We start from the raw sequence: 13,486 nt of genomic DNA on the forward strand, positions 1-13,486 counted from the left end.
TGCCGATTTAAATAGCTATTGGTTAAATCAAAAATTTAGCAGCCGATTAAGTCCAGTAATACTGTATCCAATAAAACCATTACAGTTAATTTCTAAAAAAAATTGTAATGGAACCTTCAACTATGTTAGTTCATCGTTAATCGCGGGAACAATAGCAACAGTTGAATAGCTGACCGTAATCTAAGCTGACCGTAATCTATTGTTACCTGGAGCCATTGAGACGATCTTATGCCAGCAACATCTTTTTATGCAGACGCACCCTACAACACCAAAAAGTCTCGCCAGGCTTTGGACTCGGATCTCACGGTTGATGAAAGCGAGTTATCGGTAGATGATTTGCAGGAGCTAGAACTGGCTTCTGCTGACAATGCTAACTTTGCTGCTAGCACTAACCGCCGGAGTACAGACCTGGTACGCCTATACCTCCAAGAAATTGGTCGGGTTCGCTTGTTGGGGCGAGATGAAGAGGTTTCAGAAGCTCAAAAAGTCCAACGTTACTTGCGGATGCGGATAGTACTTGCTAACGCCGCAAAGCTTGGAGATGAAGTGATTACACCCTATCTAAGGTTAATTGAAGTTCAGGAACGTTTGACCTCAGAACTAGGACATCGCCCGTCTTTAGAAAGGTGGGCTGCTACTGCTGACATAATGTTATCCGATCTCAGACCGACTTTGGCAGAAGGCAAACGTCGCTGGGCAGAAATTGCCAAGTTGACTGTAGAAGAGTTAGAGCAAGTTCAGTCCCAAGGATTGCAAGCAAAAGAACACATGATTAAGGCTAATCTTCGCCTAGTTGTGTCTGTTGCTAAGAAGTATCAAAATCGTGGTTTGGAATTGTTGGATTTAGTCCAAGAAGGGACACTAGGTTTGGAGCGGGCTGTAGAAAAATTTGACCCCACTAAGGGTTATCGCTTCAGTACTTATGCTTACTGGTGGATTCGTCAGGGAATTACAAGAGCGATCGCAACTTCTAGTCGCACTATCCGTCTACCGGTTCATATTACCGAAAAGTTAAACAAAATCAAAAAGGCTCAACGCAAAATTGCTCAAGAAAAAGGTCGCACCCCAACTCTAGAAGATTTAGCAACTGAGTTAGAGATGACACCGACCCAGGTCCGAGAAGTTTTGTTACGGGTTCCTCGCTCTGTTTCTTTGGAAACCAAAGTAGGCAAGGATAAAGACACTGAGTTAGGCGAATTACTAGAAACTGACTGTGTAACCCCAGAAGAAATGTTAATGCGAGAATCTTTACAAAGAGACTTGCATCATCTTCTGTCAGATTTAACTAGTCGGGAACGCGATGTAATTTTGATGCGGTTTGGTTTGGCAGATGGTCATCCTTATTCTTTAGCAGAAATTGGCCGCGCTCTCGACTTATCGCGCGAACGAGTTCGACAAATAGAATCAAAGGCTTTGCAAAAGCTACGCCAACCTAAGCGTCGCAACCTGATCCGCGATTATTTGGAATCTCTAAGTTAGTCAATGATCGAGAGTCATTTGTCATTAGTCATTTGTCATTAGAAAACTACACTTGACAAATGACTAGGGACAAAAGACTGATTTGATCACAGGTTGAAAGCCTTTTAGAGGCTTATAGCAAGTAATTTGCATTTAATTGTATAAGAGTTCCTACAGAGCTTTGCTCAGATATCTTAAAGGTGGGGATCGGTTAAACAATTCAAAATTCACTCATACAAAATTTAAAGTCAAGGGATGCAATCGTTACAAGTATCCTAACTATTAACTGTATGCAAATTAAATGCAATACAGCTTATTATTTGAATTTTGATTGAGATTTAATGAATTGTTCTTAAATATTTAGCATAAATTCTCAATAGGCAATGATTGTTGCAAATTGCTCCCAAGATTTGTTATATTCTCAACTAACAAGCTTTGTTGAGAAATATTAGTATGACTGTCTACACAACTACTTCACTCAAGGCAGAACTGAACGGGCGAGGCTGGCGATTAACTCCCCAGCGCGAAACAATTTTACACATTTTTCAAGAACTTCCGCAAGGTGAACATCTAAGTGCGGAGGATCTTTATCATCGGTTAGAAACTGATGGTGAAGGGATCAGTCTGTCAACTATTTATCGGACTTTGAAGTTGATGGCCAGGATGGGAATTTTACGGGAATTAGAACTGGGTGAAGGACATAAGCATTATGAGATCAACCAGCCTTATCCTCATCATCACCATCACTTGATTTGTGTTAGATGCAACTCAACTATTGAGTTTAAAAATGATTCAATTTTAAAAATTGGATCGAAAACCGCTCAAAAAGAAGGTTTCCACCTGCTTGATTGTCAAATGACAATCCATGCTGTGTGTCCCAAGTGCCAACGGGCGCTGATGCCGCTTTAGCACTTGGGTGAATAATCAGACGAAACTACTCAAATTAACTAAATAAGTGGAATTTTGAGAAGTTCGTAATTTGCTGTTACTAGAGGCTAGCAACGAGTTGGGAACTGATACTAACAACACCAAAGCGGATGTTAAAAGCGTCCGCTCTTAAGATCCTTGAGGCTGATGCCGTAGAATTCTTGGGCTTGTTTAATTGCTTTTTTGGTGTCATCTGCCATTACACCGTTCAGCTTGCCTTTATAAAAACCCCGCTCCCGTAGTCGCGTTTGGATTTCCAGGGTATTAAATTCGCTTTTTTTAGCAGTATTAACTGAGCTATATAACTTAGCTCGCGTAGTTGGGCCAGCAACGCCACTTGCTGCCAAGAAGTTAGCTGCCTGGAATCTTCGTACAGCATCGGCAGTGTAGGGGCCATAGTAGCCATTTGGCTCTCCCTCTAAATATCCTGCCTGGATCAATTGTTCTTGGATAACTCTAACTGACTCACCGCGATCGCCTACACGGAGTTTATCTCGATTGACTACCTTTTTGGGAGCCTCTTCTCCATCGCCAATGCCAATTCCTGGCAATTTACGCAATGTTGCGGGGCCAGCAATTCCATCAACGCTTAATTTGTAAGAATCTTGGAACCGCTTTACAGATTCTTCGGTAATTGGGCCAAATATTCCTGTGGCGTTCCCATAATAAAAGCCTGCGATTCTTAAGCGTTCTTGCAAGGCTCTGACATCTTCACCTTCATCACCCTTAGCAAGGTAGTTAGGATTACGGCGTTGGTTGGTGGCTGAACGAACCGAACTAGAAGTGCTGGGCTTTTTAGCTTGTGTACTGACAACAGTGGCTTTTTTTGCTTGTGTTGTCGTAGTACTGGGCTTTTTAGCTTGCCAGTTTTCTAATTTTTGCAGTGTGCTTGCTCCAACAATGCCGTCTACTGGTAAACCGGCGGCTTTTTGGAAGCGGCGCACAGCCTCTTGTGTGGATGCGTCATATACTTGGGTAACAGAAGCTTGGTAAAAACCTGCTGTTCTCAACTTTTGTTGGAGATTTCTAACAGAGGGGCCTTGATCGCCTTTTTCCAGTGCTATAACGCTGCTGACAGCGCCAAGAATAGATAAGGACAGAGCAAGGGGCAACATATACTTCCAAGCCCTACCAGAAAGCCGTTTCCAGTCTGGTGCAGCTGCTTTGTTAAACAAAGAACTGAGGGATACCAATTCACTGGGTGTGCTGTCTTCGTAGGCGAAAGCTAGGTGCAAATACGCAAGATTTTCCATATTTGTTTCCTACACCATTGATTTTTCTTCGATAACTGCTTCAGCTTGATGTACTAGGTTCCTCAAAGCTTCTAATGTTCCTATATTTACATCCTCCCATAAATTGCGCTTGTGTGCTTCTAATAATTTTTCAGCAATATCACGCAGAGCATAGGGGTTCTTTTCCTGAATAAATTCTGACACAACTGGATCGAGCAAGTAAGCCTCTACTATGCCTTGATACATATAATCTTCTACACATTTAGCTGTAGCGTCGTAGGCGAATAAAAAATCTACTGTCGCCGCCATTTCAAAAGCACCTTTGTAACCGTGGCGCATAACTCCTGCAATCCACTTAGGATTAACTACACGAGAACGATACACCCGTGAAATTTCTTCTTTGAGTTGGCGGACTCGTGGTTGAGCGGGTATGGAATTATCACCAAAATATGTTTGGGGGTTTTTTCCCTGTAGAGAACGCACGGCTGCGGTTAAGCCACCCTGAAATTGGTAATAATCATCAGAATCGAGTAGGTCGTGTTCGCGGTTATCTTGATTGTGCAGGACAACTTGCATCTGGGATAAGCGTTGCTTGAAGGCTTCGGTATTGGGCATTGGGCATGGGGCATTGGGCATTGGGCATTGGGAATTAGGAAGAATTTCTTCTGCTCCCCTGCTCCCCTGCCCCCCATTCACTGAGCGAAGCCGAAGTGCTGCTCCCTGCTCCCCGCTCCTTACCCCCTGCTCCCCTGCCAAATCTCCCGAAGAATAGGCGTAAGAACTCCAGTTAATGTAGGCGCGGGCTAAATCTTCATCGTCTGTCCAGTTTTGCGATTCGATTAAACCTTGGAGTCCGGCACCGTAAGCACCTGGGCGGGAACCAAAGATGCGATAGCGCGATCGCACCACTGCTTCTGCTAAAGTTAATCCTTGGCTTGTCCACAATTCAGTCTCTTGGCGAACTGCATCCGCTAGGGGATTTTGTTCTAGCGGTTCATCTAAGTCTGCTACTGCTGATACCGCTTGATCGAATAAGTCAATTAAGTTGGGAAAAGCATCCCGGAAGAATCCTGAAATTCGCAAGGTTACATCTACACGGGGCCGTCCCAAAATCGCTAGAGGCAAAATTTCAAAATCCACTACTCGCCGCGCTGCACCATCCCATACAGGTTGGACTCCCAGTAAAGCTAACGCTTCGGCAATATCATCACCGCCTGTTCTCATGGTGGCTGTTCCCCACAATGACAAACCTAGTGTTTTGGGATACTCGCCATGCTCTTGAGTGTAATATTCCACAAGGGTTTCAGCAGCTTTTCTACCGATATCCCAAGCTGTCTCTGTGGGAATGGCGCGAATATCAACAGAATAAAAGTTTCTCCCTGTTGGTAGAACTTCTGGGCGGCCGCGTGTGGGTGCGCCAGATGGAGCGCTGGGGACATATCCGCCATCAAGTCCGTGTAATAAGTGGGTGATTTCTTGATCGGTTTTTTGTAAAGCTGGAAGCAGGCGATCGCGTATCCAGGTAGAGACGCGATGAATCGCGTCTCTACAAGAATTCTGAATTCTAAATTCTGAATTCTGAATTCTGAATCCTGAATTCTGATTTATAAGTTGTTCTACTAAAAGGGCGGCGTGTTCTTCTAGGACTTCAACTATATCGCCGATGGTGCGGCATTCTGTGCCATTGACTACTGAATATTCACCACTAGACATTGACAAATCAGCTGTGAGGGGGTCGAAGTCTAGTCCCCAATCTTGAGCGATCGCACGGGTAATACCTGAAGAATGGCGATTGGGTATGCGAGCGATCGCTACTATTAAGTCTCGCAGCTGCCTTCCTTGGGGACATTGCCCAAAAATGTGCAACCCGTCGCGGATTTGGGCTTCTTTCAATTCACACAGATAGCCACCGATGGAATTCAAAACTAGAGATTCAGACTTAAAAATTTCTGTTTCATTTTGGATTCCCAAATCTAGATGGAGATTTTCTTGGATCACCAGTTCGTGGATGCGATCGCGAATTACTGGTAAACGCGAAGGATCTAAACTGTCGGCTTCATAATACTCATCAATTAAATTTTCTAACTGTTGCAAAGAACCGTAGAGTTCCGCACGAGTCATCGGCGGCGTTAAGTGATCTATAATCACCGCTTGAGCGCGACGTTTAGCTTGGGAACCTTCACCAGGATCATTGACAATAAACGGGTACAGGTGTGGAAGTGCGCCAAAAGCCACTTCTGGATAACAATTACTGGATAAAGCCACGCTTTTACCGGGTAGCCATTCTAGATTTCCGTGTTTTCCTACATGAACTACAGCATCAGCACCAAAAGTTTCTCTAACCCAATAGTAGAAAGCTAAATAATCATGGGTTGGTTCTAAATCCGGCGCATGATAATTCAAACTGGGGTCATTATCATAACCTCTTGCTGGCTGAATTCCCACGAAGATATTGCCGAGTTGAATTCCGGGAACGGGGATAGAGGTAGGGGGGCAGGGAGCAGGGAGCAGGGGAGAAGAGTTTTCACTTTTGCCTCCGGCACTTTGCCCCATTCCCCACCGTTCCCTAATACCTTCCTGAACTGCTGGCGGTAATGAAGCGAAATATTCTTGATATTCTTCCCAAGAGACACTTTGGTGTACCGGAAGCCATTCTCTACCTTCCGCATCGTTGGTTACGCCATCTGTCAGCCGTTGAATCAACTCGTCTCCTTGAGCAGGTGGATTTTCTACTTCATACCCAGCCTGATGTAAAGCTTGCAGGATTTCTACACAACTAGCTGGGGTATCGAGTCCCACACCATTAGCAAGCCGTCCATTGCGGTTGGGGTAGTTTGCCAAAATTAGGGCAATTCGCCGCTCTTGGGGTGGTTTGGAACGCAGACGCGCCCAATTTGCTGCTAGTTTAGCAACGAACTCGATGCGATCGCTGACTGGTTCGTAAATTACCACATCTGTCTCTAAATGGGGATTACGAGTTTGTACGGCTTTAAAAGACACAGCACGAGTAATAATTCGCCCATCTACTTCTGGTAGCGCCACATTCATCCCAATATCGCGGGGAGAAAGTCCTTGAAACTGTGACTCCCACTGTTCAATTGATCCGCCACTGAGGATAACCTGCAACACAGGTACATCTAATTTTTCCCATAGTTCAGTTTGGGGTGTTTCGCTTTCCAAGCGTGCTAGAGAAAAACTGGTGGTATTCAGTAGCACAGCTATTGATTCGGCTTCTTTGGGTTGGAAAAATTCACTCAACTCCACTTGAACATCGGGTTCACGCAATGAGGAAACAAACACTGGCACTGGTTGTAAATTTTTCTGTACCAAAGCTTCGCATAAAGCATCAATGACTTTAGTATTCCCCGCTAAATAATGAGCGCGGTAGAAAAGGATGCCGATTTTGGGCATGGGGCATAGGGCATAGGGCATTGGGCATTGGAAGCCTTGAGGTTTTGAGGTGGATTCATCCAGTTCAGAGGTGGATGAACGGAGTTCTGAGGTGGATTCATCCAGTTCAAAGTTGGATGAACGGAGTTCTGAGGTGGATTCATCCAGTTCAAAGGTGGATGAACGGAGTTCTGAGGTGGATTCATCCGGTTCAAAGGTGGATGAACGGAGTTCTGAGGTAAATTCATCCAGTTCTAACTCTCCCCTGCTCCTCTGCTCCCCTGCCTCCCCTGCCTCCCCTACCTCCCCGTTCACTGAGCGAAGCCGAAGTGCTGCTCCCCTGCCCCCATGCCCCATGCCCAATGCCCATTCATACAATCCCACGCGCGGAATGGGCCGGGGTGACGGAGGATTATATGCAGTAAACAGGCAAGTATCAGAAATAAATTGGAGAGCATTAACAAAATTTTCTACGCCGCCTTCACTAAAATACTGCCATACCTGGTTAGCAATACTTAAAGGCACGGTAGACTGAGAAATTAAGTCGGGATCAAAAGCGTCGTCCCCTGGCATTACAATGAGGGTTCTACCATTACGTTGCACAATTTCTTGCACTACTTCTAAGCCGTAACTCCAGTAAGAATGTCCTCCTAACAGGCGCAAAATAATTACCTGGGCAAGTTCCAAAACTTGCTCTCCATAAGTATCTATGCTTAACTGTTGCTGCAATTGCAATAGATTGGCAACTCTTAAGGCAGGAAATTGTGAAGGTAATTTTGTAACCGCAACTGCCAAAGTTTGAATGTCGGTATCAGCAGCCGTAATCAACACGAAAGGCGCTGGAGTTTGTTCTAGAAAAATTAAACCCTCTGACTGATTCCATCCACCCGATGTGCTACTTATACGATGCATAATGCTGTATTACCGTCTTAAACTATTGGTTATTACACAATCAAAACAAACTTTTTCCCTGCATTTAGTCCCCTCTTACCAGTAATGATTAAAAATGCTTAGTTCTCCTGATTTGAGCTTTTCTCGAACCTTGCCTATTGTTGTATTTAATCAGCTTGGGGAATTGTTGGAGCAGATGGCTCAAACAGTGGAAAGTGCCACTCTGGTACTGACAGAAGCTGTTTTGGCGCGGATTTGCATACCTGTGGAGTGGCAAAGGCGAAGGTTTACATTGGTGGTTTCTGAGCAGTTTAGTGTGGTTTTGTTAGGAAATTTTGAGGAAGGGGAGCAGGGGAGCAGCACTTCGGCTTCGCTCAGTGAACGGGGAGCAGGGGAGCATACTTCGACTACGCTCAGTAACCGGGGAAGCAGGGGAGCAGAGGAGCAGGGAATTGATTCGGCACTCAATGCTAGGTTGACATTTAATTTAGAGGCGATCGCTTCTTTTCTTCACGAATTGAGAGACTTGTTTGAGTGGGATTCCTATACTCACCAAAATCTCGAACGCTATCGCCAAATTATTGGGCCCAATGATGCTACCCTCCAGAGTAAGTTCTCGCTGTTGCTATTAGAATATCTTTTAACTCAGCCAAACCAAGAAATAATAGCACCTCCAAGCCCAACTGCGCCGGCAGTTTATATCTGTCAGCCAGTGGAAGATGCCTTAAAAAAACAGATTTCCCAAGAACGGTTGTTGAATCAGGTAACAACGCAGATCCGCAAAAGTTTGGATTTGCCTGTCATTATGGCAACGGCAATTACACAGGTGCGTGAGTTTCTAGAATTAGACCGATTAGTAATCTATAAATTTGAAGGTTCAAAAGTCAAGACTCAAGAATACCAGTCTTCTACAGATGAGGAGAACGGGAAACGCTCAACTTCTATCTCAGTAAATAATCAATCCTTACTAGAAGACTCCCAACACTATGGTGGTTACATTGTCTATGAAGCCCGTGCTACAGATGCAATTACCTGCGTGTTGAATTACACAGAAAGAAATTGCTTTATGCGAACCTCTCAATGTTGGGAGAAGTATCGCCAAGGTTTTACTTTAGCTGTGGATGATGTCGAAAAAACTTATGCTCTAGAAGAGTGTTTGTTGAATTTTTTAAGGGAAAGTCAAGTGCGGGCTAAGTTGGCAGCACCGATTATACTTGAGGACAAGCTGTGGGGGCTGCTGATTGCTCATCAGTGCAATGAACCACGCCAGTGGATTGATAGCGAAAAAAACCTGCTGATTGCGATCGCTGAACAATTAGCGATCGCCATTTACCAAGCTGAGTTAATGCAAACCCTCACCCAAGAAAAACAAACTCTCGAACAACGAGTTATTGAACGCACAATCGGACTACGTGATGCTCTCCTCGCCGCCGAAGCTGCTAACCGCCTCAGAAGTGAATTTCTCGCTACTATCAGTCATGAATTACTCACGCCTTTAACTTATGTGATTGGGATGTCGTCTACGTTGTTACGTTGGCCTTTGGGTGAATTGAGTCAACGACAACGGGATTATCTGCAAACAATCCACGATAGTGGAGAACATTTATTAGAAATGATTAATGACATCCTCGATTTATCGCAAATCGAGGCTGGTAAGACAGCTTTAAATATTTCGGAATTTTCTTTAGTGAATGTTGCAGAAAAGGCTTTAGAGTCACTGCGAAAAAAAGCAACAAGCGAACAAATTAATCTCAACCTTGATTTGCAAATCGATCCCAGGCGCGATCGCTTTACCGCCGATGCCGAACGAGTAGCACAAATTCTCTCGAATTTGTTAACTAATGCAATTAAATTCACTCCTGAAAGTGGTAACGTTACCTTGCGCCTTTGGGTGGAGGATGATACCGCTATTTTTCAAGTGGAAGATACCGGGATTGGGATACGCGAAGAACAGTTACCATTACTCTTTGAAAAATTTCAGCAACTCGATACACCCTATCGCCGCCGCTACGAAGGCACTGGACTTGGATTAGCTTTAACTAAACAGCTTGTAGAACTCCATCGGGGTCGAATTGAAGTAGAATCAACTATCAGTATTGGCTCAATTTTTACTGTATGGATACCAACTCAGGCAATGAGAGTGCTGAGTTAGGAATTAAGCAAGAGACGCGATAAATCGCCGTCTTTACAATAATCAGTATTTGTAGAGACGGCGATTTATCGCGTCTTTTTTATAATTTATTTCTTCAATTTGATCCTAGGCTAAGGAGCATTTTTTCAAAAATTCTCAATACAGGCTCCTCTCCATTGTCTCTAGTGAAAATAGTATAATTTGGATGAGAATTGATTTCAATTAACCAATATTGGTTATCTCGATCTAAGACTATATCTAAACCACCATAATCAATGTCTAATTCTTCAAAAATTGGTTTAGCAAAATTAGCAATCTCTGACAAAATTTGCGGGTCATTGATATACTTTGCTTTCGCACCATCCCAGTGAAGAGGGCTGAGGTTGCCTACAAATTTTGCATTAGTTATATCTTTTTCATATAGTAGAACTAACTCTTTATTTAGAAAAACGGCTCTATACTCAGATTTTATGTCAATGAACTCTTGAGCGATCGCAACGTAATCATACTTTTTATTATTAATATTAAAAATCTCTTTTAAAGCAGTTTCAACTTCATCTGTATTCCGACATAAAAAAACGTTATGTCCACTTGAGCCAGAATTCCGTTTAACAATTACAGGTGTTTCAAAGGTTTTTTTTATTTCTAATATAATATCTTCAAAACTTGGAAATTTTAAGTAAATCTTATATTGGAGGTCACAAAAAGGTGAAAGAAAACCTACTGTCCGAGGGAGTTTAACTTTGTTCTTTAAAATATGGTAAGTATATTCCTTATCTTTGATAATTTGGGCTACGGCTTGATTTATTATTGGAGTACTATAATTACAAAAAAAATGTTGTTTATTATTCAGTTTTACTTTTACTAAGTTTTCAGCCGGATGAATAATTTCATAGCCGATATTTAAATTTTCACAAGCTTTGAGCAATAGCGAAAGGTTATCTAACATAAATACTTGAAGTTAAACATCAAAATTACGAATTACGTTAGCGTAGCGGGGTTTCGCTTTTAGCGTCTCGCAAAGAAGCCAATTACGAATTACGAATTACGAATTACGAATTATTTTAGCTTGTTGTTTGCCGTTTAAAAATTACCATTTCAGTACCGACAACTGGGTTACGCGCTATCAGCTTATCTTGGGAGTCGATAATTTCTAAATGGGTAAAATCAAGTTCTTGAGAACGTTGTAATATCTCCGCAGCTAGTTTGTCCTGCTGAGATTCTTTGAGAGTGTACCAATCGTCACTAATTTTGACAATCAAGTTACTCGTGCGGAAGTTGGCTTGAATTGACTTTATCAGACCAGAGGCAATGCGATCGCTAATTTCGGCTACCTGATTTTCAATAGCCGCAATCAAGGCTTGTTCTGGTGTTAATTCTATAGCTGGTGTCGGCGTTAGCGTTGGGGTGGGAATTGGTTCAGGTTCAGGTTCTGGCGGTGTAATTTCCTCTGGTGGCTGTGGCGGCTGCGGTTCTGGTACAACTGACTCCGGTGGAGTAGTTATCGTTGGTGTCGGTGCAGGAACCTCTTCAACTGGAGGAACTGTTGCTATTTCAGTAGGTTTACCAGTAAAGACAGTTGTAGTTGTCCAAACGAGAATTACAGCAATTCCAGTCACAATTCCCGTCAAAGCTGTATCTGATAACTTTGTTGATAAATTTGATGGCAAAAACAAGCGGATTGTCCTTAACAGTCCACCCCATCGCAACTGAAGCTGTTGTAAAAAGCCGGGTGTTTCCTCAGTACCTGGTGGGGATGCTGTCTCCAGTTTGTCCACCGTTGTTTCTAAAACCCCAATCGTCCCTCGAAGAAGTTGGATAATTTTAGCCTTCCAAAATGGCTGAACTCTCTGGTAAGGTTTTTGGGGAGGTTGATTTACCTGCTCATCCGTCGGTTTTGACTGATTGTCTTGTGACATGGAACTTTCACCAAAAGCAGCGAATCAAAGACAAACAACGTACATTATTACTGGTGCTGCCTTCTTTTGCCTTAATGTATCACTTCATTGCTCATTGTTTCCGCTAAACTGACTATTTATTAAATTTGGTGAATTATGAACCTGAAACGCCGTCAATTTTTATTTTTAAGTAGCTTCAGTGCCATTGGTACAGGATTTTTAGCCTGGATGTTAACTAATCAAAATCATCAAAGTGCTGATATTACCGATTCAACAACAGCTATAGCCGCCAACCCAGTCAAAAAAGACTTGTTATTACGTTTTGTGTCTGTGGCTGATACAGGAACTGGGGCTAGAGGACAGTATGCTGTGGCTAGGGCAATGAATGCCTATCACAAACAAAATCCTTATGATTTAGTCGTTTTAGCTGGAGACAACATTTACAATAACGGCGAAATTGAGAAAATAGGCGAAGTTTTTGAGCGTCCTTATCAACCTTTACTGAAGCAAGGTGTGAAATTTCAGGCTTGTTTAGGTAATCACGATATTCGTACCGCCAATGGCGATCGACAAGTCAAGTATGCTGGCTTTAATATGAAGGGACGTTACTATACATTTCGCCGGGGAACTGTACAATTTTTTGCTTTAGATACTAATAGTAATGCTGATTGGAAAAACCAGCTACCTTGGTTAGAAAAAGAATTAAGTCTTAGTAATGCTCCTTGGAAAGTGGTATTTGGTCATCATCCGATTTATTCATCGGGTCAGTATGGGAATAATCCAGATTTTATTAGAACTTTCACTCCCCTATTTAAAAAATACGGCGTTCAACTTTACATCAATGGTCACGAACATAATTATGAACGCACTCGTGCTATTGATGGGACAACTTACTTAATTTGTGGTGCAGGTGCTGGCAACCGTCCTGTAGGGCGTTCTGAGTGGACTGGGTATTCTACTAGTGACTTAAGTTTTGCCTCTTATGAGGTGTATAAAGATAGAATAGAAATAAGTGCGATCGCTACTAATAATCGCGTTTTTGATCAAGGGATTATTCAATTAAAATCAGCTTAGTTATATGACTCAGCAAGAACTTCCTTATGCACTCAACAATATTTTAGAATCGTATCAAGCACCAGATACTCTATTTTCTGAACTGTTGGCAGCAGTAGGGAATTTTTTACAATCTGATAGATGTTTTCTATGCCTACATAATCCACAGAATAACTTTATTAGAGTTGCCTTTTGTTGGATTCGCACTCCAGATATACCTACCGTCTACAATGAAGACTGGGCAGCGCTGCCCCCATCTTTAGCAGATGAAGATCCGATGTTTGCGGCTGCGTTACGTGCCGAACCTTCAATCTTTGTCGAAGATGTAGAAACTGCTGACCCTCAAGTCTTAAATCGGGAATTTGAACAGAAAAATTTCGGACATAGCGCCCTGATTCATGCTCATATCCGCCAGGATGGGCAACTATGGGGAATTTTACAACCCTGCATTTTTGGTCATCCCAGAATTTGAACTGAATATGAACGAGGAGTGATTAATAATCTTG

General features: G+C 42.9%; 9 protein-coding genes. 5 read left to right on the forward strand and 4 right to left on the reverse strand.

Translation table 11 applies throughout. From position 1 onward, the window contains the following. Positions 1-228: 228 nt before the first annotated feature. Entirely contained in the window at positions 229-1,479 is a 1,251-nt protein-coding gene (gene sigC, locus FBB35_RS19860; RefSeq protein WP_174711057.1) for an RNA polymerase sigma factor SigC, read from the forward strand. Positions 1,480-1,911: 432 nt separating this feature from the next. Then, positions 1,912-2,367, forward strand: a complete 456-nt coding sequence (locus FBB35_RS19865) for a Fur family transcriptional regulator (RefSeq protein WP_114080112.1) — start codon at positions 1,912-1,914, stop codon at positions 2,365-2,367. Positions 2,368-2,498: 131 nt separating this feature from the next. On the opposite strand, the gene FBB35_RS19870 is transcribed toward FBB35_RS19865, so the two are convergent. Then, positions 2,499-3,638 (reverse strand): peptidoglycan-binding protein, encoded by a 1,140-nt coding sequence (locus tag FBB35_RS19870; RefSeq protein ID WP_174711058.1) that lies wholly within the window; start codon positions 3,636-3,638, stop codon positions 2,499-2,501. Positions 3,639-3,647: 9 nt separating this feature from the next. After that, positions 3,648-7,919 carry a cobaltochelatase subunit CobN gene (gene cobN, locus FBB35_RS19875; protein ID WP_174711059.1) on the reverse strand — a complete coding sequence of 1,424 codons (4,272 nt, stop codon included), beginning with the start codon at positions 7,917-7,919 and terminating at the stop codon, positions 3,648-3,650. Positions 7,920-8,013: 94 nt separating this feature from the next. Between cobN and FBB35_RS19880 the strand changes: the two genes are divergently transcribed. Next, entirely contained in the window at positions 8,014-10,050 is a 2,037-nt protein-coding gene (locus tag FBB35_RS19880) for a GAF domain-containing sensor histidine kinase (protein ID WP_174711060.1), read from the forward strand. A gap of 94 nt (positions 10,051-10,144) precedes the next feature. Here FBB35_RS19880 and FBB35_RS19885 read toward each other — a convergent pair whose 3' ends face one another. After that, positions 10,145-10,978, reverse strand: a complete 834-nt coding sequence (locus FBB35_RS19885) for a RimK family alpha-L-glutamate ligase (protein WP_174711061.1) — start codon at positions 10,976-10,978, stop codon at positions 10,145-10,147. A gap of 115 nt (positions 10,979-11,093) precedes the next feature. Beyond that, positions 11,094-11,948, reverse strand: coding sequence for a hypothetical protein (locus FBB35_RS19890; RefSeq protein WP_174711062.1), 855 nt, complete (start codon positions 11,946-11,948; stop codon positions 11,094-11,096). A 135-nt stretch (positions 11,949-12,083) separates the two neighbouring features. Between FBB35_RS19890 and FBB35_RS19895 the strand changes: the two genes are divergently transcribed. Both FBB35_RS19895 and FBB35_RS19900 read left to right on the forward strand, forming a co-directional pair. Beyond that, positions 12,084-13,001: a metallophosphoesterase gene (locus FBB35_RS19895; RefSeq protein ID WP_174711063.1), complete on the forward strand. Its 918-nt coding sequence runs from the start codon at positions 12,084-12,086 to the stop codon at positions 12,999-13,001. A 4-nt stretch (positions 13,002-13,005) separates the two neighbouring features. Continuing rightward, entirely contained in the window at positions 13,006-13,452 is a 447-nt protein-coding gene (locus tag FBB35_RS19900; RefSeq protein ID WP_368041782.1) for a GAF domain-containing protein, read from the forward strand. The last annotated feature ends 34 nt before the right edge of the window (positions 13,453-13,486 follow it).

It is taken from the genome of Nostoc sp. TCL240-02, assembly GCF_013343235.1.
Classification (GTDB): domain Bacteria; phylum Cyanobacteriota; class Cyanobacteriia; order Cyanobacteriales; family Nostocaceae; genus Nostoc.